Genomic DNA, 18,170 nt, shown 5'->3' on the forward strand with positions numbered 1-18,170 from the left:
AAAATACTGAATATCGGATTTTTTCTTTTTATTTTCTCGCTCCAACGGGAATCATAATGTGTGCGTATGGCGTGCCTTTCCACATCACGTATGGGCCACCATAACTTGGGTCGGTTGGTAGAGAGTCCAGCAACGCTTGGTCTGGGGTAATAATCATCAAGTGTGGTCCTTCCACAATCCATTGATTATCGTCCGTCATCCCTTCTGCAAATGGGTCAGTGTTACTGGCACCGCCATCACCCGCTAACATGTAAGAAATGCCTAATGCTTTGGCTTGGAAAGGTTTTTTGTTCATCCAAGCGTCTGCCCATTCCATCCAAGGACCATCCATACACATTGGAGCAATGCCTTCCAATTGAGGTGGCGTTGGGAAGCAAGTGTATTGGCTAGAACCTTCTTGAAGAACGTTATTGTTCCAGTCCATCACCGTTACTTTATCGCGAATAGTCGGTGGCGCTGCACTCAGTGCATCTTCTAAAAGTGCTTTTGAATCATCGGCTGCGAATGCGCCAAAAGCGCAGCTGACCGAAACAACAGCAGTTAAATAAGGAGTTAGTTTCATAAATTAAACCTCAAGTTAATACAACATGAGAATTTGAGCACTTTAATTATAGAGTGATATTAAAAATAAGAATCATTATTTAAATGAAAAATAATAAGCAATAGGTTTGTTATGTTAATTTAAATATTGTTTTTATATACAGCGAATAGAATGATGGAAATAAGATTAGCTGAATAATCTAAGACAGATTATCAGGACATATTTTCTCTTTATGCACTTAAAAATCCCATCGGAATCACGGGCTAATACTTTTCAAAATTTCATCTACTTCTACTGGTTAGCGCTGAATAACCAGCCGGTTACGTTTCATAAAAAATTAGCCATTTAATAAGTGCTTAGGTGCGTATTGCGTGTTACATTCGAGCATCGTTCTGGTTATCAAGGAGGAAACGATGAACGTAGCAAAAATGTATGATGATGTGTCGGAGCGCTATCAAAAGTTGGTGGATGACAGCCATTACGTCGGCCCACGTTGGATTTCTGGGAAGTTAAAAACCCTTCCTATCGAGCAAGGCTCGGCTCTCGACCTAGCCTGTGCGACAGGCAGTATCGGTCATGTCGTAAAAAATCACTATCCAGATCTCACCATCCATGGCTTAGACATCTCGTCCAAAATGGTTGATAAAGCGCGCCAAACTAACCTCTATCAAAGCGTCTCGGTTCATAACCTTGATGAGCCATTTTCCCCTTTGTTTGAGCAAACCTTCGACCTTATCACCGCACTTGGTTTTACTGAGTTTCTAGCAGAGCCTCAACAACTGCTGGAGTGCATTTCGCGTAAGCTAACTGCGAATGGACGATGTTTTATCAGCTTTCAATACCACGATCCGGATGGACAAGATTTGCCTCGAAATACTTATAGTGGATTGGTCGTGCATACGGCATATACCGAAAGTGAAGTTGAACAACTCTGTCAGCAGGCGGGGTTGGAAGTGGTTTCCCTAGAAAATGTGATTGGTTACGTATCTGGTGTTGGTTATGTGTGTCGATACTTGATGCTAGAGCTGAAAAAGTCACACCGCTGAAATAAGTAACAAACAAGGACTGTTTTTGAAAACACAAGATTTAACCGAGTTCGGGTCGGGCATTGAATACGATGCCCAATACGAGCAGCATTACCATTACGACATTGCTTTCATCACAAGGTTAATCGAAGAAACCAATGCTCGAAGTGTACTGGATGTCTGTTGTGGTTCCGGCATTGTCACGATTCCAGTCTCTGAGCAACTCAACGAAGCCATTGGCATTGATATTTCTGAAGGGATGCTCAAACACGCAAAGGACAAAGCCAAGAGTAGGAGTAACTTACGTTTTCTTCATCTCGACGCAACCCAGTTTTCGTTAGGTAAGAAGTTTGACCTAGCCATAATGACAGGGAATGCATTCCAAGCCTTTTTAAGTGACGACATGCTGGCAGGCGCACTGAGCTCAATATCAAAGCACCTAGAAAAAGGTGGGCGATTTGTCTTCGATACGCGGTTACCAACGCCAGAGAATCTAGAATTGGATCATGAGATGGCGCTGTGGCAAACCTATGTTTCTCCAACCTATGGTGAAGTGAATTATTTCGGTATGAAGGCCGAGTATGACTTGCAAACGTCCATCATGTATTTGAACAAAGAGCGCCATTTTGAAAGTGGAACGATTGAGCATTCCAGCATTGATTTAAAATATCGCCCGCTGGAAGACATAGAGGTTTTCCTTGAACAAGCGGGATTCAGAATTATAGAGAAGTACCAATCTTGGTCAGCGCAAGTATTTGAGGCGAATGCCAACTCGCTTGTCTGTGTGGCTGAGAAAATATAAACCAATGTTGAGGGATACAATGCAAGGGTTTCGAATTACTACATTGTTAGATGACATGGATTTAGGCGTTATCTACGAGTTCATTTCAAACAGTTATTGGGGAAAGGGCATTCCAAGAGAACGCCTTGAGAAGTCTTTGCGCCATTCGTTCTGTTTCGCGGTTTTGGATGACGAAAATCAACTCGTTGCTTTTGCTCGGTTAATTACCGATCGCACCACGTTTGCGTACCTTGCCGATGTGTTTGTTGCGGAGGTACACCGTGGTAAAGGCATCAGTAAGTGGTTGATCTCAGAAATTGTTGCTCATCCAGAACTACAAGGCTTACGCCGTATGATGCTTGCAACTCGTGATGCTCATGGGTTGTACGAACAGTTTGGGTTCACTCCTATTGCTCCAGTAGAAAACTTCATGCAAATCTGGAAACCGAATGTTTATCAGAGCTAAATCATGATGAGAGTTGAATCTCAACAAGTGGCAATCAGACACCTCAAAACAACAGACGCTGCTCCTCTGTTTGAAAACTATTTAGGCGATGAGCAAGCATGCCGCTTCCTCAATCGCCAAGCCCACCAAAATGTTAATCAAACCCTTGAAGCTATCGAAAGATGGCGTGCTCAATATGATCAAAAGTCTCCCAATCTATTAGTCTTCACCATTGAAGAACTTACTTCTCAAACTCCTATAGGCTGTCTGGTGCTGATACCTGAGCAAGACAGCAGTGAAATCCATTTTGGTATTTCTGCTCGCTATCAGGGAAAAGGCTATGCAACCCAAGCCTGCAAACTTGGCGTTGTTTACTTGCAAAGCTTAGGTATAACGCGCATTCGCACTGCCCCGCATATTGGCAACCACGCAAGTATTCGTGTGTTGGAGAAATGTGGCTTTATCAGCCGAGACATTTTAAAAGCGCATGCGGTTTTTCCTGCTTTAGGACGTGAGGTGCAAGACTGTATGGATATGCGATTGGAGGATACAGAACTGCGCCATTTTGCACGTTGTTCAGAATGAAAAGGGGGGCGGTTGAAACGAGCGGTTACAGAGCTTGTTAGTCGCCATCGTAGACAGCGTCTTTGCTGAATGATTCGTCGAGATTTTTTAGTCTTTGATTGTCAGAGGCGACTGACAAAGCCTTACCAACTGTGACAACCAAACCGCTATTAAAGCAGGATATTATTCCTTCAACTTTGTGTTTTAGGAGTAGTCATTAGACTACCCAATAATTGTTGGAATAAATAATGACGAAACGTTGGCTCGTCTCCGCTGTGAGCATCGCGCTGCTCGGCGGTGGTACGTATTTCTATCTCCAATCTGCTGCTCAACCAGAATTGCTGCCTACATTGATTGTGGAAAAAGGCACGATTGAAAAACAAGCGGTGGCTGTTGGTAAAATTGTCCCTGCACACTCTGTGTCTATCAAGTCACAAATCGACGGTATCGTCGGTGAAGTGTACGCGAAAGTTGGTGAAAAGGTGAAGCAAGGCCAGCCACTGATCAAAGTGCGTCCAAACCCAACTCCCCAAGCATTAACGGATGCATCGGCAGAACTCATGCGTAGCGAAGCCGATCTGGAATCCGCCAAACAAAAACTGTCCAACTTAGAAAGCTTGGTCAAGCAGGACATTATTCCAAGTAACTACGACGAGTACGTAAGTGCGCGCTCGGCAGTCAAATCTGCGCAAGCGGACGTATTGCAAAAGCGCCAGAATCTCGAACTCATCCGCAGTGGTGAGGCGTCTATCGGCGATGCGCGTTTAACGTCGACGATCTACGCGCCAATTGATGGCACAGTACTCAACCAGAAAGTAGAGGTCGGAGAGCCGATCATCTCGACTCAATCAAGCCAAGCCGCGACTGAAATGATGTCATTGGCCGACATGAACAGTCTGATTTTTAAAGGTAGCGTCAGTGAGTATGATGCTGCGCAGTTGTCTCCGGGAATGCCCGTTATGTTGACGGTTGCGCCTTATCCTGATATGGCGATTTCTGGTGTGCTAACCAAAGTGGCGATTCAATCTGAGAACCTTAACTCACCAGAAGGCAACGCTTCGGCAAAAAGTTTTGATAACGGTTTTGAGGTTGAAGTGGGAGAACTCAAGATCCCACAAGATGTGTTGCTTCGTTCTGGTTTTTCATCGACGGCTCAAATCATTCTGAAGAAGTCTGAAAACGTGCTCACTCTACCGGAGCGCGCACTGCAATTTGATGGTGACGCACCGAATGTTCTGATCCCCGACAGCTCAGAACAAGGGTTTCATAAACAACCTGTGAAACTCGGTCTGTCAGATGGCATCAATGTCGAAGTGCTTGACGGCGTGGAGCTTGATGAAGAGGTTATCGACAACAGCATGATGGGAGCGGCGCATGGTTAAGCTGCAACGATCAACAATCGCCTTTGCATTGTTGGCTGCAACGCTCAGTTTGCCGACCTACGCAATTTCTATTGAACAAGCTTGGCAACAAGCAAAGCAGAACGATCCAAATTACGAAAAAGCGAAAATCGGCGTCCAGCTTGGCGAGGTTGGCGTACAGAGTAACCGCAGTGCGTTATTGCCGGGCTTAAGTGCCAGTGCGTCAGCGGATTGGAATGAGTCCTCAAGCCATTCCAACAGTTACGGCGCTACCTTAACTCAAACTATTTGGGATAGCAGTTTGTGGTCGGAACTGGATCAAGCGAATGCCAATTATCTCAAAGCACAGTTAGAGCTATCTCAATCGCATAACGAGCTTGCGCAGAAGTTGCTCACCGCTTACCTAGATGTGGCAAGCGCACAGGGCGACCTCAAATTGGCGCAGTCCAAGCTGGAGGAGGGGAAAGAACTTCTCAACATCATCGAGAAACGCTATCGAGCAGGCAAAGTGAAGTCGGTTGATGTTGAAGAGATGCGAGCGAATCAAGTCTCTGAGCAAGCAAGTATCCTCAATGCAAAAGCCGATCTCGAAGTGAAAAAAGCAGAGCTTGCGGCGTTAATCAATCAAATGCCGGAGAGTGTCGACCAAATACGAACGGATTCTTTGATTCAGCCGCCGATGCTTGTGGACTCTCAGGAGCAATGGCTAAAGCTGGCGAAAGACAGTAGTCCAGAGCTGTTGGTAGCGGCGCAGATGGTGAAAGCGAGCGAGTTCGCGAAAGATTCAGCTAAAGGTGGATACTACCCAACCGTCAAAGGCAGTGTGGGCTACAGCGATGGTGACAATCGTTCAAACGGCGAGTTTAACGCTGGGATTAGTTTGAGTTTGCCGATTGATCTCAATGGTGCAGTGCGAGCGAAAGTGGACGAAGCATCGTTGAACATTTTAAGCGCCAAGCAAGATATGCGTAGAGTGGAAATTGATATTCAGAAACGAGTTATTCAGCAGTTTACGCAGGTCGATATCAACTGGAATCAAGTTTTGATAGCGAACGAGCTGGTTGAGTCGCGCGCCAGAGTGTTGCAAAGCAAAGAGAAACTTTACGACGCTGGCCTGCTTGAAGTGTCGGAAGTTATCAGCGCACACAACAGCTTGTTTGAGGCGAAAAACAGTCTGCAAACCAACTTGTACAGCTACTGGCGTAAGAGAATCGGCTTACTGCAAACCGCAGGGAAACTCGATGACGATACCATGGCGTTGATCTCTCGAGCTTTTCATTCATGAGCAGTCTATTGCAACAAACTTGGCAAACGTTGATGGCGCACCGCATGAAGAGCGTGCTGGCCATTATCGCGATTGCTTGGGGCGTGATCTCTGTGGTGGTGTTAATCGCACTTGGCGAAGGCTTTTATCGCCATCAGACCCAGTCGTTTTCATTTATGATCAACAATGTGCAAGTGGTGTTTCCGTCGAGTACCAGTAAACCGTGGCAAGGGTTACCTTCAAGACGACAAATTGATATTCCACAAGAAAAAGTCGACATGATCAAACAGTCGGGCTTCGTGCCACAGGCGTCGAGCGTTTACGCTAAATGGGATGCGAATATCACCAATCTCAAAGGACAGAACTTATCGAGTACGGTCAGCGGTATTGATACGTCTTACTTTCCTTTAATGCAACGCAAGCTGCAATCCGGTTCGAGAAACCTGTCACCAAGTGATATGAACAACCACACTCGCGTGGCAGTGTTAGGCGATCAAATTGCGCAAATGGGCGGAATCCAAATCGGGGATAGGCTCAAAGTCAACGGCATTCCGTTTTTGGTTATTGGGATAACCGTCGGTGAGGACACTGGCATTTCATTCGGCGATAGCCGCACGGTTTTCATTCCTCAAACAACGTACCGCGATTTGTGGGATGCGAAACCTTGGATGGTATTGATGAAGCCAAGAGATGGGATGGATGCACCGTCGTTTCGACAAAATATCGTGAACTTTTTCGCCAAGCAGCTTCATTTTGACCCAAGTGATAAAGATGCGGTCGAATTACCCGATTTTAGTGAAGGTGCGGCGGTCATCAGTGGAATTTTGCGTGGCATTCAGATTTTTCTCGGAGCGAGCGGTGCGATGACCATGGCGGTCGGTGCGCTTGGCGTTGCCAACATCATGTTTTTATCTGTCACGGAGCGCACGCGTGAAATCGGTGTGCGTTTGGCGATCGGGGCGACTCAAAAATCCATACTCAGTCAGTTTATTCTTGAAGGGCTTATTTTGGTAGCTGTGGGCACGGCATTAGGTCTGATGTTTTCGTATGCAGTGGTGTCTGTCCTAAGCAGCATGGCATTACCGGAATGGATTGGTTTACCTGTGATCACGCCAGATTCCATTGCTTGGTCTTTACTTGTGACGCTTATCTTGGCATTGATGGCATCGTATTTCCCAGCAAGGCGAGCATCGCGTCTCACGCCAGTCATTGCTTTGAGTGCGAGGGCTTAGTCATGTTGTTACCGATGAGACAAATTTTCCAAGAAATGGCCGCAGAAAAGTTGAGATTGGGTTTGACCATTCTGGCTGTAGCGTGGGCGACCCTCTGTATCGCTGCTATGTTGGCGGTAGGTGAGGGCATTCGTCAGGGCGTATTGAAAACCGCACAAAATGGTAACGGCAACTTGATCTATTTGACCGGAGGGATGGCCACCGTCGACCACGGTGCTTTTCACCAAGGCAAGTTTCTGACATTAAAAATGGACGATTCAGAGGTCGTTCGAGCGTTACCCGATGTAAAAAGTGTTGCGCCAACTGCGAAGTGGAAAGAGCGCATCACCGTTGGTGACAGAAGCTCGTGGCAAGAGCCGTTAGCGGTCACGAGCGAGTTTCAATCCATGACCAATTTGGTGCCGATGGCGGGGGGGCGATGGTTAAATCCACTCGATCAAAAAGAGACGCGCAAAGTCGTTGTACTGGGTTATGAACTGGCAGCCGACTTATTCAACCCGAATGAGGACTTTAGTTGGTTTGCGACAGTCACATTGCAAGTCAACCCTGTGGGACAAAAGGTAAAAATCGGCAATGAGGAGTTCACCGTTGTGGGCGTATTGGAGAAAAACAGCGCTCAAATAGAACAGGGAGATCTTATCAACTATTCCAGCTTTGTGCCGTTAGCAACGTGGAAGCGATTTCATGTCAACGGTGAAATTGGTGGCATCAATGTGCAACCACAAGCCGATGTAGACCGAGAAGCCTTAGCAAAGACGATCAGGCAAGTGATTGCCCGTAAGCACGGGGCAAGTGTCAGTGATGAACAGGTCGTCCAAGTCGATGATATGTTCCTTAAGCAAAAGAGTATGCAGCAGTTTCTGATAGGTTTGCAGAGTTTTCTTGGCATTATCGGCTTCGTGACGTTAGCTGTTGCTGGCGTCGGCATTGCCAATGTGATGTATGCCACCGTAAAGCGATCTACGCGTGATATCGGTGTGCGCATGGCAGTCGGTGCAACCCCAACGGCTATTCGCATGCACTATTTAGTGCAGTCTTTATTGACAATGATGATGGGGGGCGCGCTTGGCTTAGGCGTGACGTACGCGCTGGTGTCTGCCATCAGTTCCATTCCTTTAGAGGGCAATGCTTTTTATGAACAACTGGGTAAACCTGTCCCTGAGTTGTCGTGGGTCGTTGTCGCGATTGTCATCCTCACCTTAGTGATCATTGGTGTGGCATCTGCATGGTTACCTGCAAACCGAGCCGCAAAAGTCAGCCCGTTGGAGGCGCTACAAAGTGAATAACAACAATAACTCTGGAGAGAACATGTCGAACAAGCCGCTTGTTGAGCTGACCAACATCTGCAAATACTACTCAAGCGGGGAGGCGGAAGTTCGCGCGCTAGACGGCGTTGACTTAACCATTAATCAAGGCGAGTTTCTTTCGATTCTTGGCCCGTCCGGTTCAGGCAAATCAACGTTGATGAACATGCTCGGCTGTTTAGATAAGCCCACCGATGGCGAGTACCAACTTGGCGGCCAAAGCGTCGCAAGTTTAAGTGCGAATGAGCTGGCTGGCATTCGTAACCAAAAGATCGGATTTGTCTTCCAAAGCTTTAACTTATTGGAATACGCGACGGCGCTTGATAACGTGGCACTGCCGTTGGTTTACTCTGGTATCAAAGCCAAAGAACGTCGCCAGCGCGCAGCTAAATTGCTAGAGCAAGTCGGGCTAGGGGATCGTTTAGACCATAAACCAAACCAGCTTTCTGGTGGTCAAAAGCAGAGAGTTGCGATTGCAAGAGCCTTGGTCAACGATCCGCAAATCATCCTAGCTGACGAGCCAACCGGCGCGCTCGATTCAAAATCTGGTGCTGAGATCGAAGCTCTGTTCAACCAACTCCACGCCGAAGGCAGAACATTGATCATCGTGACTCACGATAACGCTCTGGCAGAGCGCACTAAACGCATCATCACGATCAAAGATGGTAAGGTGATTTCGGATAGAGCGCCGATAGGGAAGGAGAACGCAATTTCTCACTGCTAAGCTAAATAAGATCGATGATTTGAATTTGGGCAGCTATGGATGCTGATGCCATAACTGCCCAAGTTCGATTGGTATGAGAGCTAACGGGCGAATGATACCGGTTAATTTTTTGTTGGGCGTTTATTTTGAAAGCACGTCGGAAGAAGCCAATAGAGGCACTCGAATAGATACCGCACTTAAAGCAATGTTATGAATCATTTGATCGGTAGTCGTACAACAATCTTCAATGATGGAAACGTTGTATTTTTCCGCTGCTTTTGAAATTGCCGTATGTGTCACGCAATTTTGCGTCATCATTCCACAGATCAACAATTCATCTACGCCGTTCCTTTCTAGCGCTTGTTCGAGGTCCGTTTGATAAAAACTGTCAGCGTGCTGTTTCTGAATGATCTCGGCGTCAGGACATATTGAGATGACGTCGGGATGAATCTCCACACCAACACTGCCTTCCTCAAAGAAAGGGGCTTCCCCTTTAGGGGCCGAAGATACATGTTGAACAAGGAATATCGGGATATCTTGTGCTTTGGCTTTCGCCATCAACTGCTTAATGTTGTCCAAAGTGGTATCGGTATTCCACAAAGGAAATCGGCCATTCGGGAAATAGTCGTTTTGTATATCGATTACAAGTAATGCGCTGTTGCTCATGTTCAATTCCTGCTGATTTGGGTTCTCGTCTTGTCAAATTATGAGTAACTTGCTGCATTATTTTTAGAGTCTAAAATGACATAAAAGAAGTCAAAAACGACAAATTAAAGATGATCAAAATAACGATTGGAATCTGCGAGTATCCCTCAGTATTGAAGTCGGCAGTTTATGGCTTTGAAGAGATGTTTTTGCTGGCCAACAGAATATGTAAGGAGCAGAACATTGAGGTTGTGTTTGAGCCGATTTTAATTCCACATACAGACCTAACCACAGAAAGACTAACGGTTGTTTTGTTGCCACCTGCGTCACTTGATAATTACTACTTAGCTCCTGATGATGTGTTGATTCGATGGCTTAAAGCGCACTACTCACAAGGGGCGGTGTTATCTTCTGCATGTGCCGGAGTATTCATTCTTGCCGCAACCAACTTGATCGATTCGAGAGAGGTCACGACCCATTGGGCATTGGCGGAAACATTCTCCCAAGCCTTTCCTAGCATTGCGCTAGATAGCAATAAGATATTGATCAATCACGGTGACATAGTAACGGCGGGTGGGATGATGTCATGGTTAGATCTTGGCTTTGAGCTGATCGCGAAATACGCTTCGCCAAGTGTTGTTCGTCAGCTTGGAAAAACGCTGGTTATTGATACCGCTCAGCGAGCGCAGAGCTACTACCAACAGTTTCATCCATCGTTTTCTCACGGTGATTATGCGATTGTTTCCATTCAACAAATCATGCATCAGCGCTATGCAGAGCCTTTGTCCATAAAGCAGTTAGCAAAGCAAGCCAACCTTACCGAACGCACGATGCAACGACGATTTTTGAAAGCGACAGGATACAACCCTAATCAATACTTGCAGCGTCTTAGAATTCAGAGCGCATGTGATTTGTTAGAAAGCACACAACATTCATTTGATTCTATAAGCCATCAAGTCGGTTACGAGGATACGAGCGCCTGTAGGAAGGTTTTCATAAACGTCATTGGTTTAACTCCGCGAGAGTTTAGAAAACGATTTGCTTGAGTTTTGTTTGCATATTTAGAGCAACTCGGTGAAGCCGCGAGTTTCAAGTGAAACCACAAAGAATGGAAGTCTGCGTAGGTCCATTTCTCCAGTCATGAATTTCTTTCATGTTCAATGTGAAACAATACCAATATTATTCAACTCGTGAAGCAAGTATAAAAAAACGGACTGCTCTGGTTTTAGGCACTGCGACCACCGTTTTTAGTACGAACTGTTCGTCGTGAACGCTGCGCAACCTAACGATTGGGAAAACCAAAAAACAAAAATATCCCCATGCACAGAGTTAGGAAAAGTCTGCTTTATCTAAGGAAATAGGATACCAACTCACGATGAATAACGATTTCACATTTGCTATCAAAAGCATTCGTTTTGATGAGAATTACCAACCATCAGACAACACGCGAATCACTACCAACTTTGCTAATCTGGCTCGTGGAAACTACCGCCGAGAGAATCTGCGCAATGCACTCCGAATGATCGACAATCGTTTTAATGCGTTGGCACATTGGGATAATGCGCAAGGTGACCGCTACTCAGTAGAGCTTGAAATCATCTCTGTTGATATGGATATCCAAGGCAGTGGCGAAGCCTTCCCATCAATTGAAGTGCTCAAAACCAACATTGTTGACCACAACACTAACGAGCGCATCGAAGGCATTGTGGGCAACAACTTCTCTTCATACGTTCGTGATTACGACTTTAGCGTTTTGCTGTTGGACCACAACAAAAACCAGCCCCGTTTCAGCATCCCAGCTAACTTCGGTGATTTGCATGGCAAACTGTTCAAAGCTTTCGTTAATTCTGAGTCTTACAAACAGCATTTCAAAAAGCTGCCGGTGATTTGTCTGAGCGTATCGGACAACAAGGTATACCGACGCACCGAAAACCAACATCCTGTTTTGGGCTTTGAATATCAGCCGAACGAATCTTCGTTGACGGAGCAGTACTTCAAAAAGATGGGCTTACAGGTGCGCTACTTTATGCCACCAAACAGTGTCGCACCATTGGCATTCTACTTCTTCGGTGACTTGCTGAACGATTATTCAAACCTAGAGCTTATCAGCACGATAAGCACGATGGAGACATTCCAGAAGATTTACCGACCTGAGATTTACAATGCCAACGCGGTTGCCGGTAATTGCTACCAGCCAAACCTAAAAAACCTAGACCACTCGCTAACTCAAATCGTTTACGACCGAGAAGAGCGCAGCCAACTGGCGATTGAACAAGGGAAATTTGCCGAGGAGCATTTCATCAAACCTTATCAATCTGTGCTTGAACAATGGTCTGCAAACTACGCGTAATCGACAACGAGAACCTAGAAAGGAATGACGATGAAAACACTATTACCGACTTCAACGGCTGGCAGCTTGCCGAAACCTTCTTGGCTAGCGGAACCAGAAAAACTTTGGTCACCGTGGAAACTGCAAGGTGAAGAACTGATTGATGGCAAACGCGATGCGCTACGTGTCGCTTTGCAAGAACAAGAACTGGCAGGCGTTGATATCGTCAGTGATGGCGAGCAAACTCGGCAACATTTTGTGACGACCTTTATTGAGCATTTAAGCGGCGTAGATTTTGAAAACCGTAAAACGGTGACCATTCGCAACCGTTATGAAGCAAGTGTTCCGACAGTGGTTGGCCCAGTAAGCCGCACAAAGCCCGTGTTTGTTGAAGATGCCAAGTTCTTGCGTCAGCAAACTAAGCAACCTATCAAGTGGGCGCTGCCAGGCCCTATGACGATGATCGATACGCTTTATGATGATCATTACGGTAGCCGTGAAAAGCTGGCTTGGGAATTTGCAAAGATCCTCAATCAAGAAGCGAAAGAGCTTGAAGCGGCAGGTGTCGACATCATTCAGTTTGATGAGCCTGCATTCAATGTGTTCTTAGATGATGTGAACGAGTGGGGCATTGCATGTTTAGAGCGTGCGATTGAAGGGCTGAAATGTGAAACGGCGGTGCATATCTGCTATGGCTACGGCATCAAAGCGAACACGGATTGGAAGCAAACGTTAGGCACTGAATGGCGACAATACGAAGAAGTATTTCCTAAATTGCAGCAGTCGAATATCGATATTATCTCGCTCGAATGTCATAACTCACGAGTGCCTATTGAGTTACTTGAGTTGATTCGCGGTAAGAAAGTGATGGTTGGTGCGATTGACGTTGCAACCAACGAAATTGAAACGCCAGAAGAAGTGGCGAATACACTGCGAGAGGCATTGAAATACGTTGATGCCGACAAGCTTTACCCATGTACCAACTGTGGTATGGCGCCTTTGTCTCGTGAAGTATCAACCGCTAAGCTTAATGCGCTAAGTGCGGGAGCGGAGATTGTTCGTAGAGAGCTGTCTGCTTAAGTTATTCAAAATATTTTCCCCTCAGATAAACAAAAAAAAACCAAGAGCTCGGTTCTTGGTTTTTTTCTTAAAACAGAGGTTGTAACTTCGCGCTAGTTCATTTCTAGCTGTCGAACTTCAGGATGCTTTAGCAACATCACACGAATCCAGTGATGCACCACCCACATCACCATCGCGGTGAGCAGAACCGCAACGAAAATCGAGCTGAAACGGTACAAGATCGAAAAGAACGCGTCTTTTTGTTCTGGCACCAACGAGGTCGTCAGCGGAACCGATAGGGCAGACATGGCAGAAAACGCGATAGCCGCTTTAATTTGCCCCTTGGTGAGCCACAAGCAGAATGGCCCCATCGCAATGGTAAAGGCGAGCCAAAAGAGTAGCCCATGCCCATACCAACTGCCCAATATGAGCTGAACAGCCATCCCTGCGATGCAGCCTAGTGCGGTGCCGATGATGCGAATTTTTGCCATGGCGAGCGAGCCCGCTAAAGTCATTGGGGTTAGGATGATCAAAATGGAAGCTTGTGCGGATAGCGAGTCATATAAGTCCGCTACTTGGAATACGATAAACGCCGCCATCGCCACTACCCAACCCATAGCAACTTGGCTGATGTAGTCAATATCGCTTTTTACTGGGGTCGACATCTTAATGTGCTCGGCGGGGGATTTTGGCTCCGGGAACAACCAATACGCGAATGCGCAAACAAAAATATTGCTGAACGCCATCACCCACATGTTGACGTTGAACTCTTCAATATCCATGAAGTTATAGCTGGCAAAGTTCAACACAATTGAACCCACCAACAACCCCATGTAACCAAACAAATAGGTTTTCTGGTTCATCATTGCAATGCACTTAAACAGCATCATAATTCCAACGGCTACGGTCATTAATGTTGGATGAAACTGCAAGTATTCCAGTAAAAATGTGGCTTGTATGGTTGTCCACACCGCAGAGAAAAACACGATCAATAAAGCCGCTAGGTTAAAGTGGTCCATTCTGCCCAATATAAACAGCGGCATCATGATGGCAAAAAATCCGTAAGACCAACCGAAGATCATGCTTAGCGCGAGCCCTAAAGAGCAGCCGAACCAAATTCGTAAGGTTTTCATTGTCGCCGCCTAGTAAATGAAGTGGAACCAGCTTGCGAGGTGAATCTGTGCTTGCGCCATCAACTGCCAGAAAATGCTGTTGTCTGGGTACAAAACAATGGTAGCGCGAGAGCCGACAAACAGTGCTGGTGGTAACTCTTCGCTGCTGGTTAGGTTCACTCGTGTACGCTGCGCATCACGTACCCAGCGGTTGTTCACTTCCACTTTGGTTAGTGCGCCATTAGGCGTTTGTTGTGCGGCTGCTACACCGTAATCGCGGCTAGCTAAATCAAAGTCGTACACCGAACCTGGGTTGGCATCAAATGTGACCAAGGCGTGGAAAGTCTTGTCTACGTTCGCGACGGACTTTTCACGAAAATCAGCGGCTACCCAGAGTGATCCTGTTGGTACAAATGTCAGCAATGGCATGTTGGTGTTTGCCATCGTGCCAACTTCTAGTTGCAGGTTGGTCACGACACCATCACTGGGAGCGAGTACTGCGGTATTTGCCAAATCAAGTTGCGCCTTTTCGATCCCGTTTTTGGCAATTCGAACGGCGGTGCTTTGACCTTTTTGATCGCCTAATTGCGCCTCAATGACTTTTAAGTTTTGTCGTTCCGCTTTAAGCGCTGCGCGTGATACCTGATTTTGGGCAAAGGCATTATCGAGTGTCGATTGAGAGATGACTTTCTGCTTCGATAACGTCAGTAAGCGGTTGTATTCGCGGTGTGCATTATCAAATGTTGCTTGTGCGCGGGCAATATTGGCAAGAGCGGCTTCGCGTTGAGAATACAGCGTTGCTTCTTTTTCATAAGCGGATTGCAGAGACAGCTCCGCCTGGTCAAGCGCTATCTTGTATTTACGATCATCAATCGTAAACAACACATCGCCTTTTTGAACGGACTGGTTATTTTCGATGAGAACGTCGTTCACTTTGCCAGATACCTCGGGTGCGACTTGGACAACGTATCCTTGCACTCGTCCTTCGGTCGTTAAGGGGGCGTGGCGGTCAGCAATGATAATGTACAAAAATAGTACGATGAACAGGACAATCAAAGTTCGCATCCAGTGTTTGAATTTTTGGTCAGCCGTCATTACAAGTTCCGTTAAACATATTGGATAGCGGATTATAGAGAAGTCACTCACAATTCAGTAGAATGATAATACGAACATAAATGACCTAAAAATAGGACAATGAACGTTAGTTTTGATGATATTTACCTATTCACTCAGACGGTGGTTCACGGCGGTATAAGTGCAGCGGCAGAGGCGAATCAACTACAACGCTCAAAAGTGAGTCGTCGCCTGCAAGAATTAGAGAAATCGCTCGGGGTACAGCTTTTGATCCGCACAACACGCAGCATTGAGTTGACGGAGCACGGGAAACGCTTGTTTGAGTTGGTGGGGCAGCCTATTGACCATATTCAGCAAGGTTTAAATGCCATGCACGAATATCAACAAGAGCTGACGGGCAAGGTGCGTTTAGCCATTCCTTCCGCATTGATGAGCTCTGCCGCGTTTAACGCGATCATCACCGAGTACACAACGCGGTATCCGGAGATTTCGGTCGAGATTGAAAACCATCAAGAGAGTGTTGATCTTAAGCGTCAATCGTTTGATTTACAGCTTCTTCCGAGCGTGGTCAAAGTCACCGATGACAGCTATGTGCAGTTCAGTCTTTTGCCTTATCGTAGTCACTTTGTTGCGTCAAAAGCCTATCTAGAATCGCATCCGCCAGTAAAAACGGTGGAAGATCTTAAGCAGCATCGCCTTTTAACTAATCGTTACAATGCCGATTTGCTCGATTCAGATCTGCATGTGGCGTTGCGCTCGGACGACCTCAACTTGCTGCGCTCGATGGCGATAGCAGGAAACGGCATCGCGTTTATTCCTCAAATTCATTCCAAGCCTGCACTGAGAGACGGTTTGTTGGTCGAGGTGCTGCCTCAATTCGCGCATCCGAAGCAGCATCTTACTCTGATTTATCCCTCGGCCTTATTTCTGCCCAATAAAGTCAAAGCCTTGATTGAACTAATTCGAGAGAAATTTAAATAGTCAGTTCAAACCACCCTTACCTAAGGGCAAATGTGTGAGCGAAGGTCATCTTTCTAGGTTTTATTGCTCTAACATGAAAGGGTTCTGATACATTAACTGTTGCTCAACTTGTTGAGTATGGTTTGTGGTCGCACAAGATAGGAGATGGAAATGTTATCGAAAGGAAACACGGGCCTGATTGTGGTGGATGTTCAGGGCAAACTCGCTACATTAATGCATGAAAGCGACGCACTGATTGAAAATATCACGAAACTGGTAAAGGGTGCCAAAGCACTAGATTTGCCTATTCTGTGGCTAGAACAGAATCCAGAAAGGTTGGGCCCAACCGCGGAGCCGATTCGTGAAGTGCTTGAAAGCACGCATTTACCTATTACCAAGTACACGTTTGATGGTTGCAAAGAGGCGACGTTTAAGGTCGCGGTGGAGAACGCGAAAGTTGATACCTGGTTGGTTTGCGGTATTGAATCCCACATTTGCGTCTATCAAACCGCGGTTTCTCTGCGCCAGTCCGGTTATCGCGTTGAATTAGTCACGGATTGTGTATCTTCCCGAACCGCTGCCAATAAAGCGCTCGCTCTTGCGAAGTTAACCGCTAACGGTGTGGTGCTCACTGGGCTAGAAATGTGTTTGTATGAAATGGTCGAAGATTGCCGAGCACCTGAATTCAAAGAAATTCTGGCGCTCATCAAATAGTGCAATCACTGGAATCAACAACAACTTTATCTGAACACGCTATTCAAATTCTCGTTGATATCTTGGCAACATCGACTCGTTGCCAAGTAAACCGCCTTGGTGAATGTAAATCACCGTTTTATCTGTGTTCTCTTCCAACCAAGGGATGAGGCATTGCCACATATACGGGTCGTATAACAGGTCAAATTCGAGGTCGGTTTGCTCAAAGAGCGCTTTCCATGTGATGTAATCTTCTTCGTACAAGCGACCAAAATGGTGTTTGTTGCGCACGGTTAAAATGGTTGGGTGGCTGTTTTCACCGAGCTGGTTGAACTGCTCAGTTAAGTAATCTGCATTGCCTACGCAAGGGCAAGTTAGCACTTCTATGCCGTGTGGGCTTAAATGTTTATGAAGATATAAAGCGGTCGTGCCAGTGCCTGATGGCAGGGCGGCGGTAAACTGTTCTTTACCTCTCAATCGCGTCCAATCAAGAATTTCTCGTGCTAACTGTTTGATGCCAGCTTCAGCGAGGTGGGAACGTCCACCCTCAGGAATAAGCAATGTCGACTCATCTAATCTTCGTACCTGGTGGATGTATTCATTAGGGTGGAGTTCGCTACCGATGTCTTGCATGGCGGTGATTTTCATACCCAAATCGAGAGCGCCGCGATAGTTTCCGATGGGGGAGTTTTTTAGCCAAGATGGAATGTGATGAACATAAAACTCAAATGCCCAACCTTTAATCTGGGCGAGAGCCGCTAGCGAGTACATGGCATTAGATTGAGCGGAGCCAAAGCTTATTAACGTGGTGATGTCGGGATTTTGCTCTTCCATTAACGCCATAAACTTACGTGCTTTGTTCCCAGAAAAGTGGGAGTGGAGCATGTCGTCACGTTTAAGGAAAAATTTGCGCCCATTAAAGCTATGTTGGGTGATAGGACTTTCTGAGAGTTTCATGTCGATGCTGACGGAATAAACCGTGTCACCTTTGCCATTTAAAAAGGGCGCGTAGTGTAACGCCATTAAACCCAGATAAAAAGTCTGTGTTTCAGTACAACCATTTCTGTTATTCCTGATG

At 46.2% G+C, this 18,170-nt stretch carries 19 protein-coding genes; 14 read left to right on the forward strand and 5 right to left on the reverse strand.

Features of this window, described 5'->3' with window-relative positions; genetic code table 11:
• Window positions 1-28 precede the first annotated feature (28 nt).
• On the reverse strand, window positions 29-562 hold the full coding sequence (locus ACYJZR_RS05535; protein ID WP_015297004.1) for a hypothetical protein: 534 nt from the start codon (window positions 560-562) through the stop codon (window positions 29-31).
• Between the two features lie 392 nt (window positions 563-954).
• On the opposite strand from ACYJZR_RS05535, the gene ACYJZR_RS05540 reads away from it, so the two are divergent.
• From ACYJZR_RS05540 to ACYJZR_RS05580, 9 genes are all read left to right on the forward strand, one after another.
• Window positions 955-1,587 (forward strand): class I SAM-dependent DNA methyltransferase, encoded by a 633-nt coding sequence (locus tag ACYJZR_RS05540; protein WP_406965919.1) that lies wholly within the window; start codon window positions 955-957, stop codon window positions 1,585-1,587.
• A gap of 25 nt (window positions 1,588-1,612) precedes the next feature.
• On the forward strand, window positions 1,613-2,368 hold the full coding sequence (locus tag ACYJZR_RS05545; RefSeq protein ID WP_017448386.1) for a class I SAM-dependent methyltransferase: 756 nt from the start codon (window positions 1,613-1,615) through the stop codon (window positions 2,366-2,368).
• A gap of 19 nt (window positions 2,369-2,387) precedes the next feature.
• A complete protein-coding gene (locus ACYJZR_RS05550) occupies window positions 2,388-2,813 on the forward strand; it encodes a GNAT family N-acetyltransferase (protein WP_406965915.1) in 426 nt (141 codons plus the stop codon).
• A gap of 3 nt (window positions 2,814-2,816) precedes the next feature.
• A complete protein-coding gene (locus ACYJZR_RS05555) occupies window positions 2,817-3,377 on the forward strand; it encodes a GNAT family N-acetyltransferase (protein WP_140098179.1) in 561 nt (186 codons plus the stop codon).
• 227 nt (window positions 3,378-3,604) lie between these two features.
• Window positions 3,605-4,738 carry an efflux RND transporter periplasmic adaptor subunit gene (locus ACYJZR_RS05560; protein ID WP_406965912.1) on the forward strand — a complete coding sequence of 378 codons (1,134 nt, stop codon included), beginning with the start codon at window positions 3,605-3,607 and terminating at the stop codon, window positions 4,736-4,738.
• The gene (locus ACYJZR_RS05565) at window positions 4,731-6,002 is read left to right on the forward strand and encodes a TolC family protein (protein WP_140338598.1); all 1,272 of its coding nucleotides are present in this window, start codon (window positions 4,731-4,733) and stop codon (window positions 6,000-6,002) included. The genes ACYJZR_RS05560 and ACYJZR_RS05565 overlap by 8 nt, the downstream gene beginning before the upstream one ends.
• Window positions 5,999-7,213 (forward strand): ABC transporter permease, encoded by a 1,215-nt coding sequence (locus tag ACYJZR_RS05570; RefSeq protein ID WP_461715845.1) that lies wholly within the window; start codon window positions 5,999-6,001, stop codon window positions 7,211-7,213. Before ACYJZR_RS05565 ends, ACYJZR_RS05570 begins: the two co-directional genes overlap by 4 nt.
• Before the next feature lie 2 nt (window positions 7,214-7,215).
• On the forward strand, window positions 7,216-8,499 hold the full coding sequence (locus ACYJZR_RS05575; protein ID WP_025534763.1) for an ABC transporter permease: 1,284 nt from the start codon (window positions 7,216-7,218) through the stop codon (window positions 8,497-8,499).
• A 22-nt stretch (window positions 8,500-8,521) separates the two neighbouring features.
• The gene (locus ACYJZR_RS05580) at window positions 8,522-9,241 is read left to right on the forward strand and encodes an ABC transporter ATP-binding protein (RefSeq protein ID WP_031429811.1); all 720 of its coding nucleotides are present in this window, start codon (window positions 8,522-8,524) and stop codon (window positions 9,239-9,241) included.
• Between the two features lie 120 nt (window positions 9,242-9,361).
• Here ACYJZR_RS05580 and ACYJZR_RS05585 read toward each other — a convergent pair whose 3' ends face one another.
• Complete coding sequence (locus ACYJZR_RS05585; protein ID WP_031429814.1) at window positions 9,362-9,886, reverse strand: cysteine hydrolase family protein; 525 nt, start codon at window positions 9,884-9,886, stop codon at window positions 9,362-9,364.
• A gap of 110 nt (window positions 9,887-9,996) precedes the next feature.
• Between ACYJZR_RS05585 and ACYJZR_RS05590 the strand changes: the two genes are divergently transcribed.
• From ACYJZR_RS05590 to ACYJZR_RS05600, 3 genes are all read left to right on the forward strand, one after another.
• The gene (locus ACYJZR_RS05590) at window positions 9,997-10,911 is read left to right on the forward strand and encodes a GlxA family transcriptional regulator (protein ID WP_031429815.1); all 915 of its coding nucleotides are present in this window, start codon (window positions 9,997-9,999) and stop codon (window positions 10,909-10,911) included.
• Window positions 10,912-11,240: 329 nt separating this feature from the next.
• Window positions 11,241-12,215: a DUF1852 domain-containing protein gene (locus ACYJZR_RS05595; RefSeq protein WP_005457949.1), complete on the forward strand. Its 975-nt coding sequence runs from the start codon at window positions 11,241-11,243 to the stop codon at window positions 12,213-12,215.
• 30 nt (window positions 12,216-12,245) lie between these two features.
• A complete protein-coding gene (locus ACYJZR_RS05600) occupies window positions 12,246-13,274 on the forward strand; it encodes a methionine synthase (RefSeq protein WP_406965907.1) in 1,029 nt (342 codons plus the stop codon).
• Between the two features lie 92 nt (window positions 13,275-13,366).
• On the opposite strand, the gene ACYJZR_RS05605 is transcribed toward ACYJZR_RS05600, so the two are convergent.
• The gene (locus ACYJZR_RS05605) at window positions 13,367-14,386 is read right to left on the reverse strand and encodes a DUF2955 domain-containing protein (RefSeq protein WP_005457934.1); all 1,020 of its coding nucleotides are present in this window, start codon (window positions 14,384-14,386) and stop codon (window positions 13,367-13,369) included.
• A 9-nt stretch (window positions 14,387-14,395) separates the two neighbouring features.
• Window positions 14,396-15,460, reverse strand: a complete 1,065-nt coding sequence (locus ACYJZR_RS05610) for an HlyD family secretion protein (protein WP_054574775.1) — start codon at window positions 15,458-15,460, stop codon at window positions 14,396-14,398.
• Between the two features lie 99 nt (window positions 15,461-15,559).
• On the opposite strand from ACYJZR_RS05610, the gene ACYJZR_RS05615 reads away from it, so the two are divergent.
• Together ACYJZR_RS05615 and ACYJZR_RS05620 are read left to right on the forward strand one after the other, a co-directional pair.
• Window positions 15,560-16,420, forward strand: coding sequence for a LysR family transcriptional regulator (locus tag ACYJZR_RS05615; RefSeq protein ID WP_005376746.1), 861 nt, complete (start codon window positions 15,560-15,562; stop codon window positions 16,418-16,420).
• Window positions 16,421-16,570: 150 nt separating this feature from the next.
• Window positions 16,571-17,113: a hydrolase gene (locus ACYJZR_RS05620; protein ID WP_005457944.1), complete on the forward strand. Its 543-nt coding sequence runs from the start codon at window positions 16,571-16,573 to the stop codon at window positions 17,111-17,113.
• A 39-nt stretch (window positions 17,114-17,152) separates the two neighbouring features.
• Here the strand turns inward: ACYJZR_RS05620 and ACYJZR_RS05625 are convergent, their stop codons facing one another.
• Entirely contained in the window at window positions 17,153-18,049 is an 897-nt protein-coding gene (locus ACYJZR_RS05625; protein ID WP_323282303.1) for a 1-aminocyclopropane-1-carboxylate deaminase/D-cysteine desulfhydrase, read from the reverse strand.
• Window positions 18,050-18,170: the final 121 nt, after the last annotated feature.

The organism is Vibrio sp. RC2502, from assembly GCF_054850435.1.

Coding starts and splice junctions, on each gene's coding strand:
- ACYJZR_RS05535 (WP_015297004.1), bottom strand. CDS start 562: ATGAAACTAACTCCTTATTTAACTGCTGTTGTTTCGGTCAGCTGCGCT.
- ACYJZR_RS05540 (WP_406965919.1), top strand. CDS start 955: ATGAACGTAGCAAAAATGTATGATGATGTGTCGGAGCGCTATCAAAAG.
- ACYJZR_RS05550 (WP_406965915.1), top strand. CDS start 2,388: ATGCAAGGGTTTCGAATTACTACATTGTTAGATGACATGGATTTAGGC.
- ACYJZR_RS05555 (WP_140098179.1), top strand. CDS start 2,817: ATGATGAGAGTTGAATCTCAACAAGTGGCAATCAGACACCTCAAAACA.
- ACYJZR_RS05560 (WP_406965912.1), top strand. CDS start 3,605: ATGACGAAACGTTGGCTCGTCTCCGCTGTGAGCATCGCGCTGCTCGGC.
- ACYJZR_RS05565 (WP_140338598.1), top strand. CDS start 4,731: ATGGTTAAGCTGCAACGATCAACAATCGCCTTTGCATTGTTGGCTGCA.
- ACYJZR_RS05570 (WP_461715845.1), top strand. CDS start 5,999: ATGAGCAGTCTATTGCAACAAACTTGGCAAACGTTGATGGCGCACCGC.
- ACYJZR_RS05575 (WP_025534763.1), top strand. CDS start 7,216: ATGTTGTTACCGATGAGACAAATTTTCCAAGAAATGGCCGCAGAAAAG.
- ACYJZR_RS05580 (WP_031429811.1), top strand. CDS start 8,522: ATGTCGAACAAGCCGCTTGTTGAGCTGACCAACATCTGCAAATACTAC.
- ACYJZR_RS05585 (WP_031429814.1), bottom strand. CDS start 9,886: ATGAGCAACAGCGCATTACTTGTAATCGATATACAAAACGACTATTTC.
- ACYJZR_RS05590 (WP_031429815.1), top strand. CDS start 9,997: ATGATCAAAATAACGATTGGAATCTGCGAGTATCCCTCAGTATTGAAG.
- ACYJZR_RS05595 (WP_005457949.1), top strand. CDS start 11,241: ATGAATAACGATTTCACATTTGCTATCAAAAGCATTCGTTTTGATGAG.
- ACYJZR_RS05600 (WP_406965907.1), top strand. CDS start 12,246: ATGAAAACACTATTACCGACTTCAACGGCTGGCAGCTTGCCGAAACCT.
- ACYJZR_RS05605 (WP_005457934.1), bottom strand. CDS start 14,386: ATGAAAACCTTACGAATTTGGTTCGGCTGCTCTTTAGGGCTCGCGCTA.
- ACYJZR_RS05610 (WP_054574775.1), bottom strand. CDS start 15,460: ATGACGGCTGACCAAAAATTCAAACACTGGATGCGAACTTTGATTGTC.
- ACYJZR_RS05615 (WP_005376746.1), top strand. CDS start 15,560: ATGAACGTTAGTTTTGATGATATTTACCTATTCACTCAGACGGTGGTT.
- ACYJZR_RS05620 (WP_005457944.1), top strand. CDS start 16,571: ATGTTATCGAAAGGAAACACGGGCCTGATTGTGGTGGATGTTCAGGGC.
- ACYJZR_RS05625 (WP_323282303.1), bottom strand. CDS start 18,049: ATGAAACTCTCAGAAAGTCCTATCACCCAACATAGCTTTAATGGGCGC.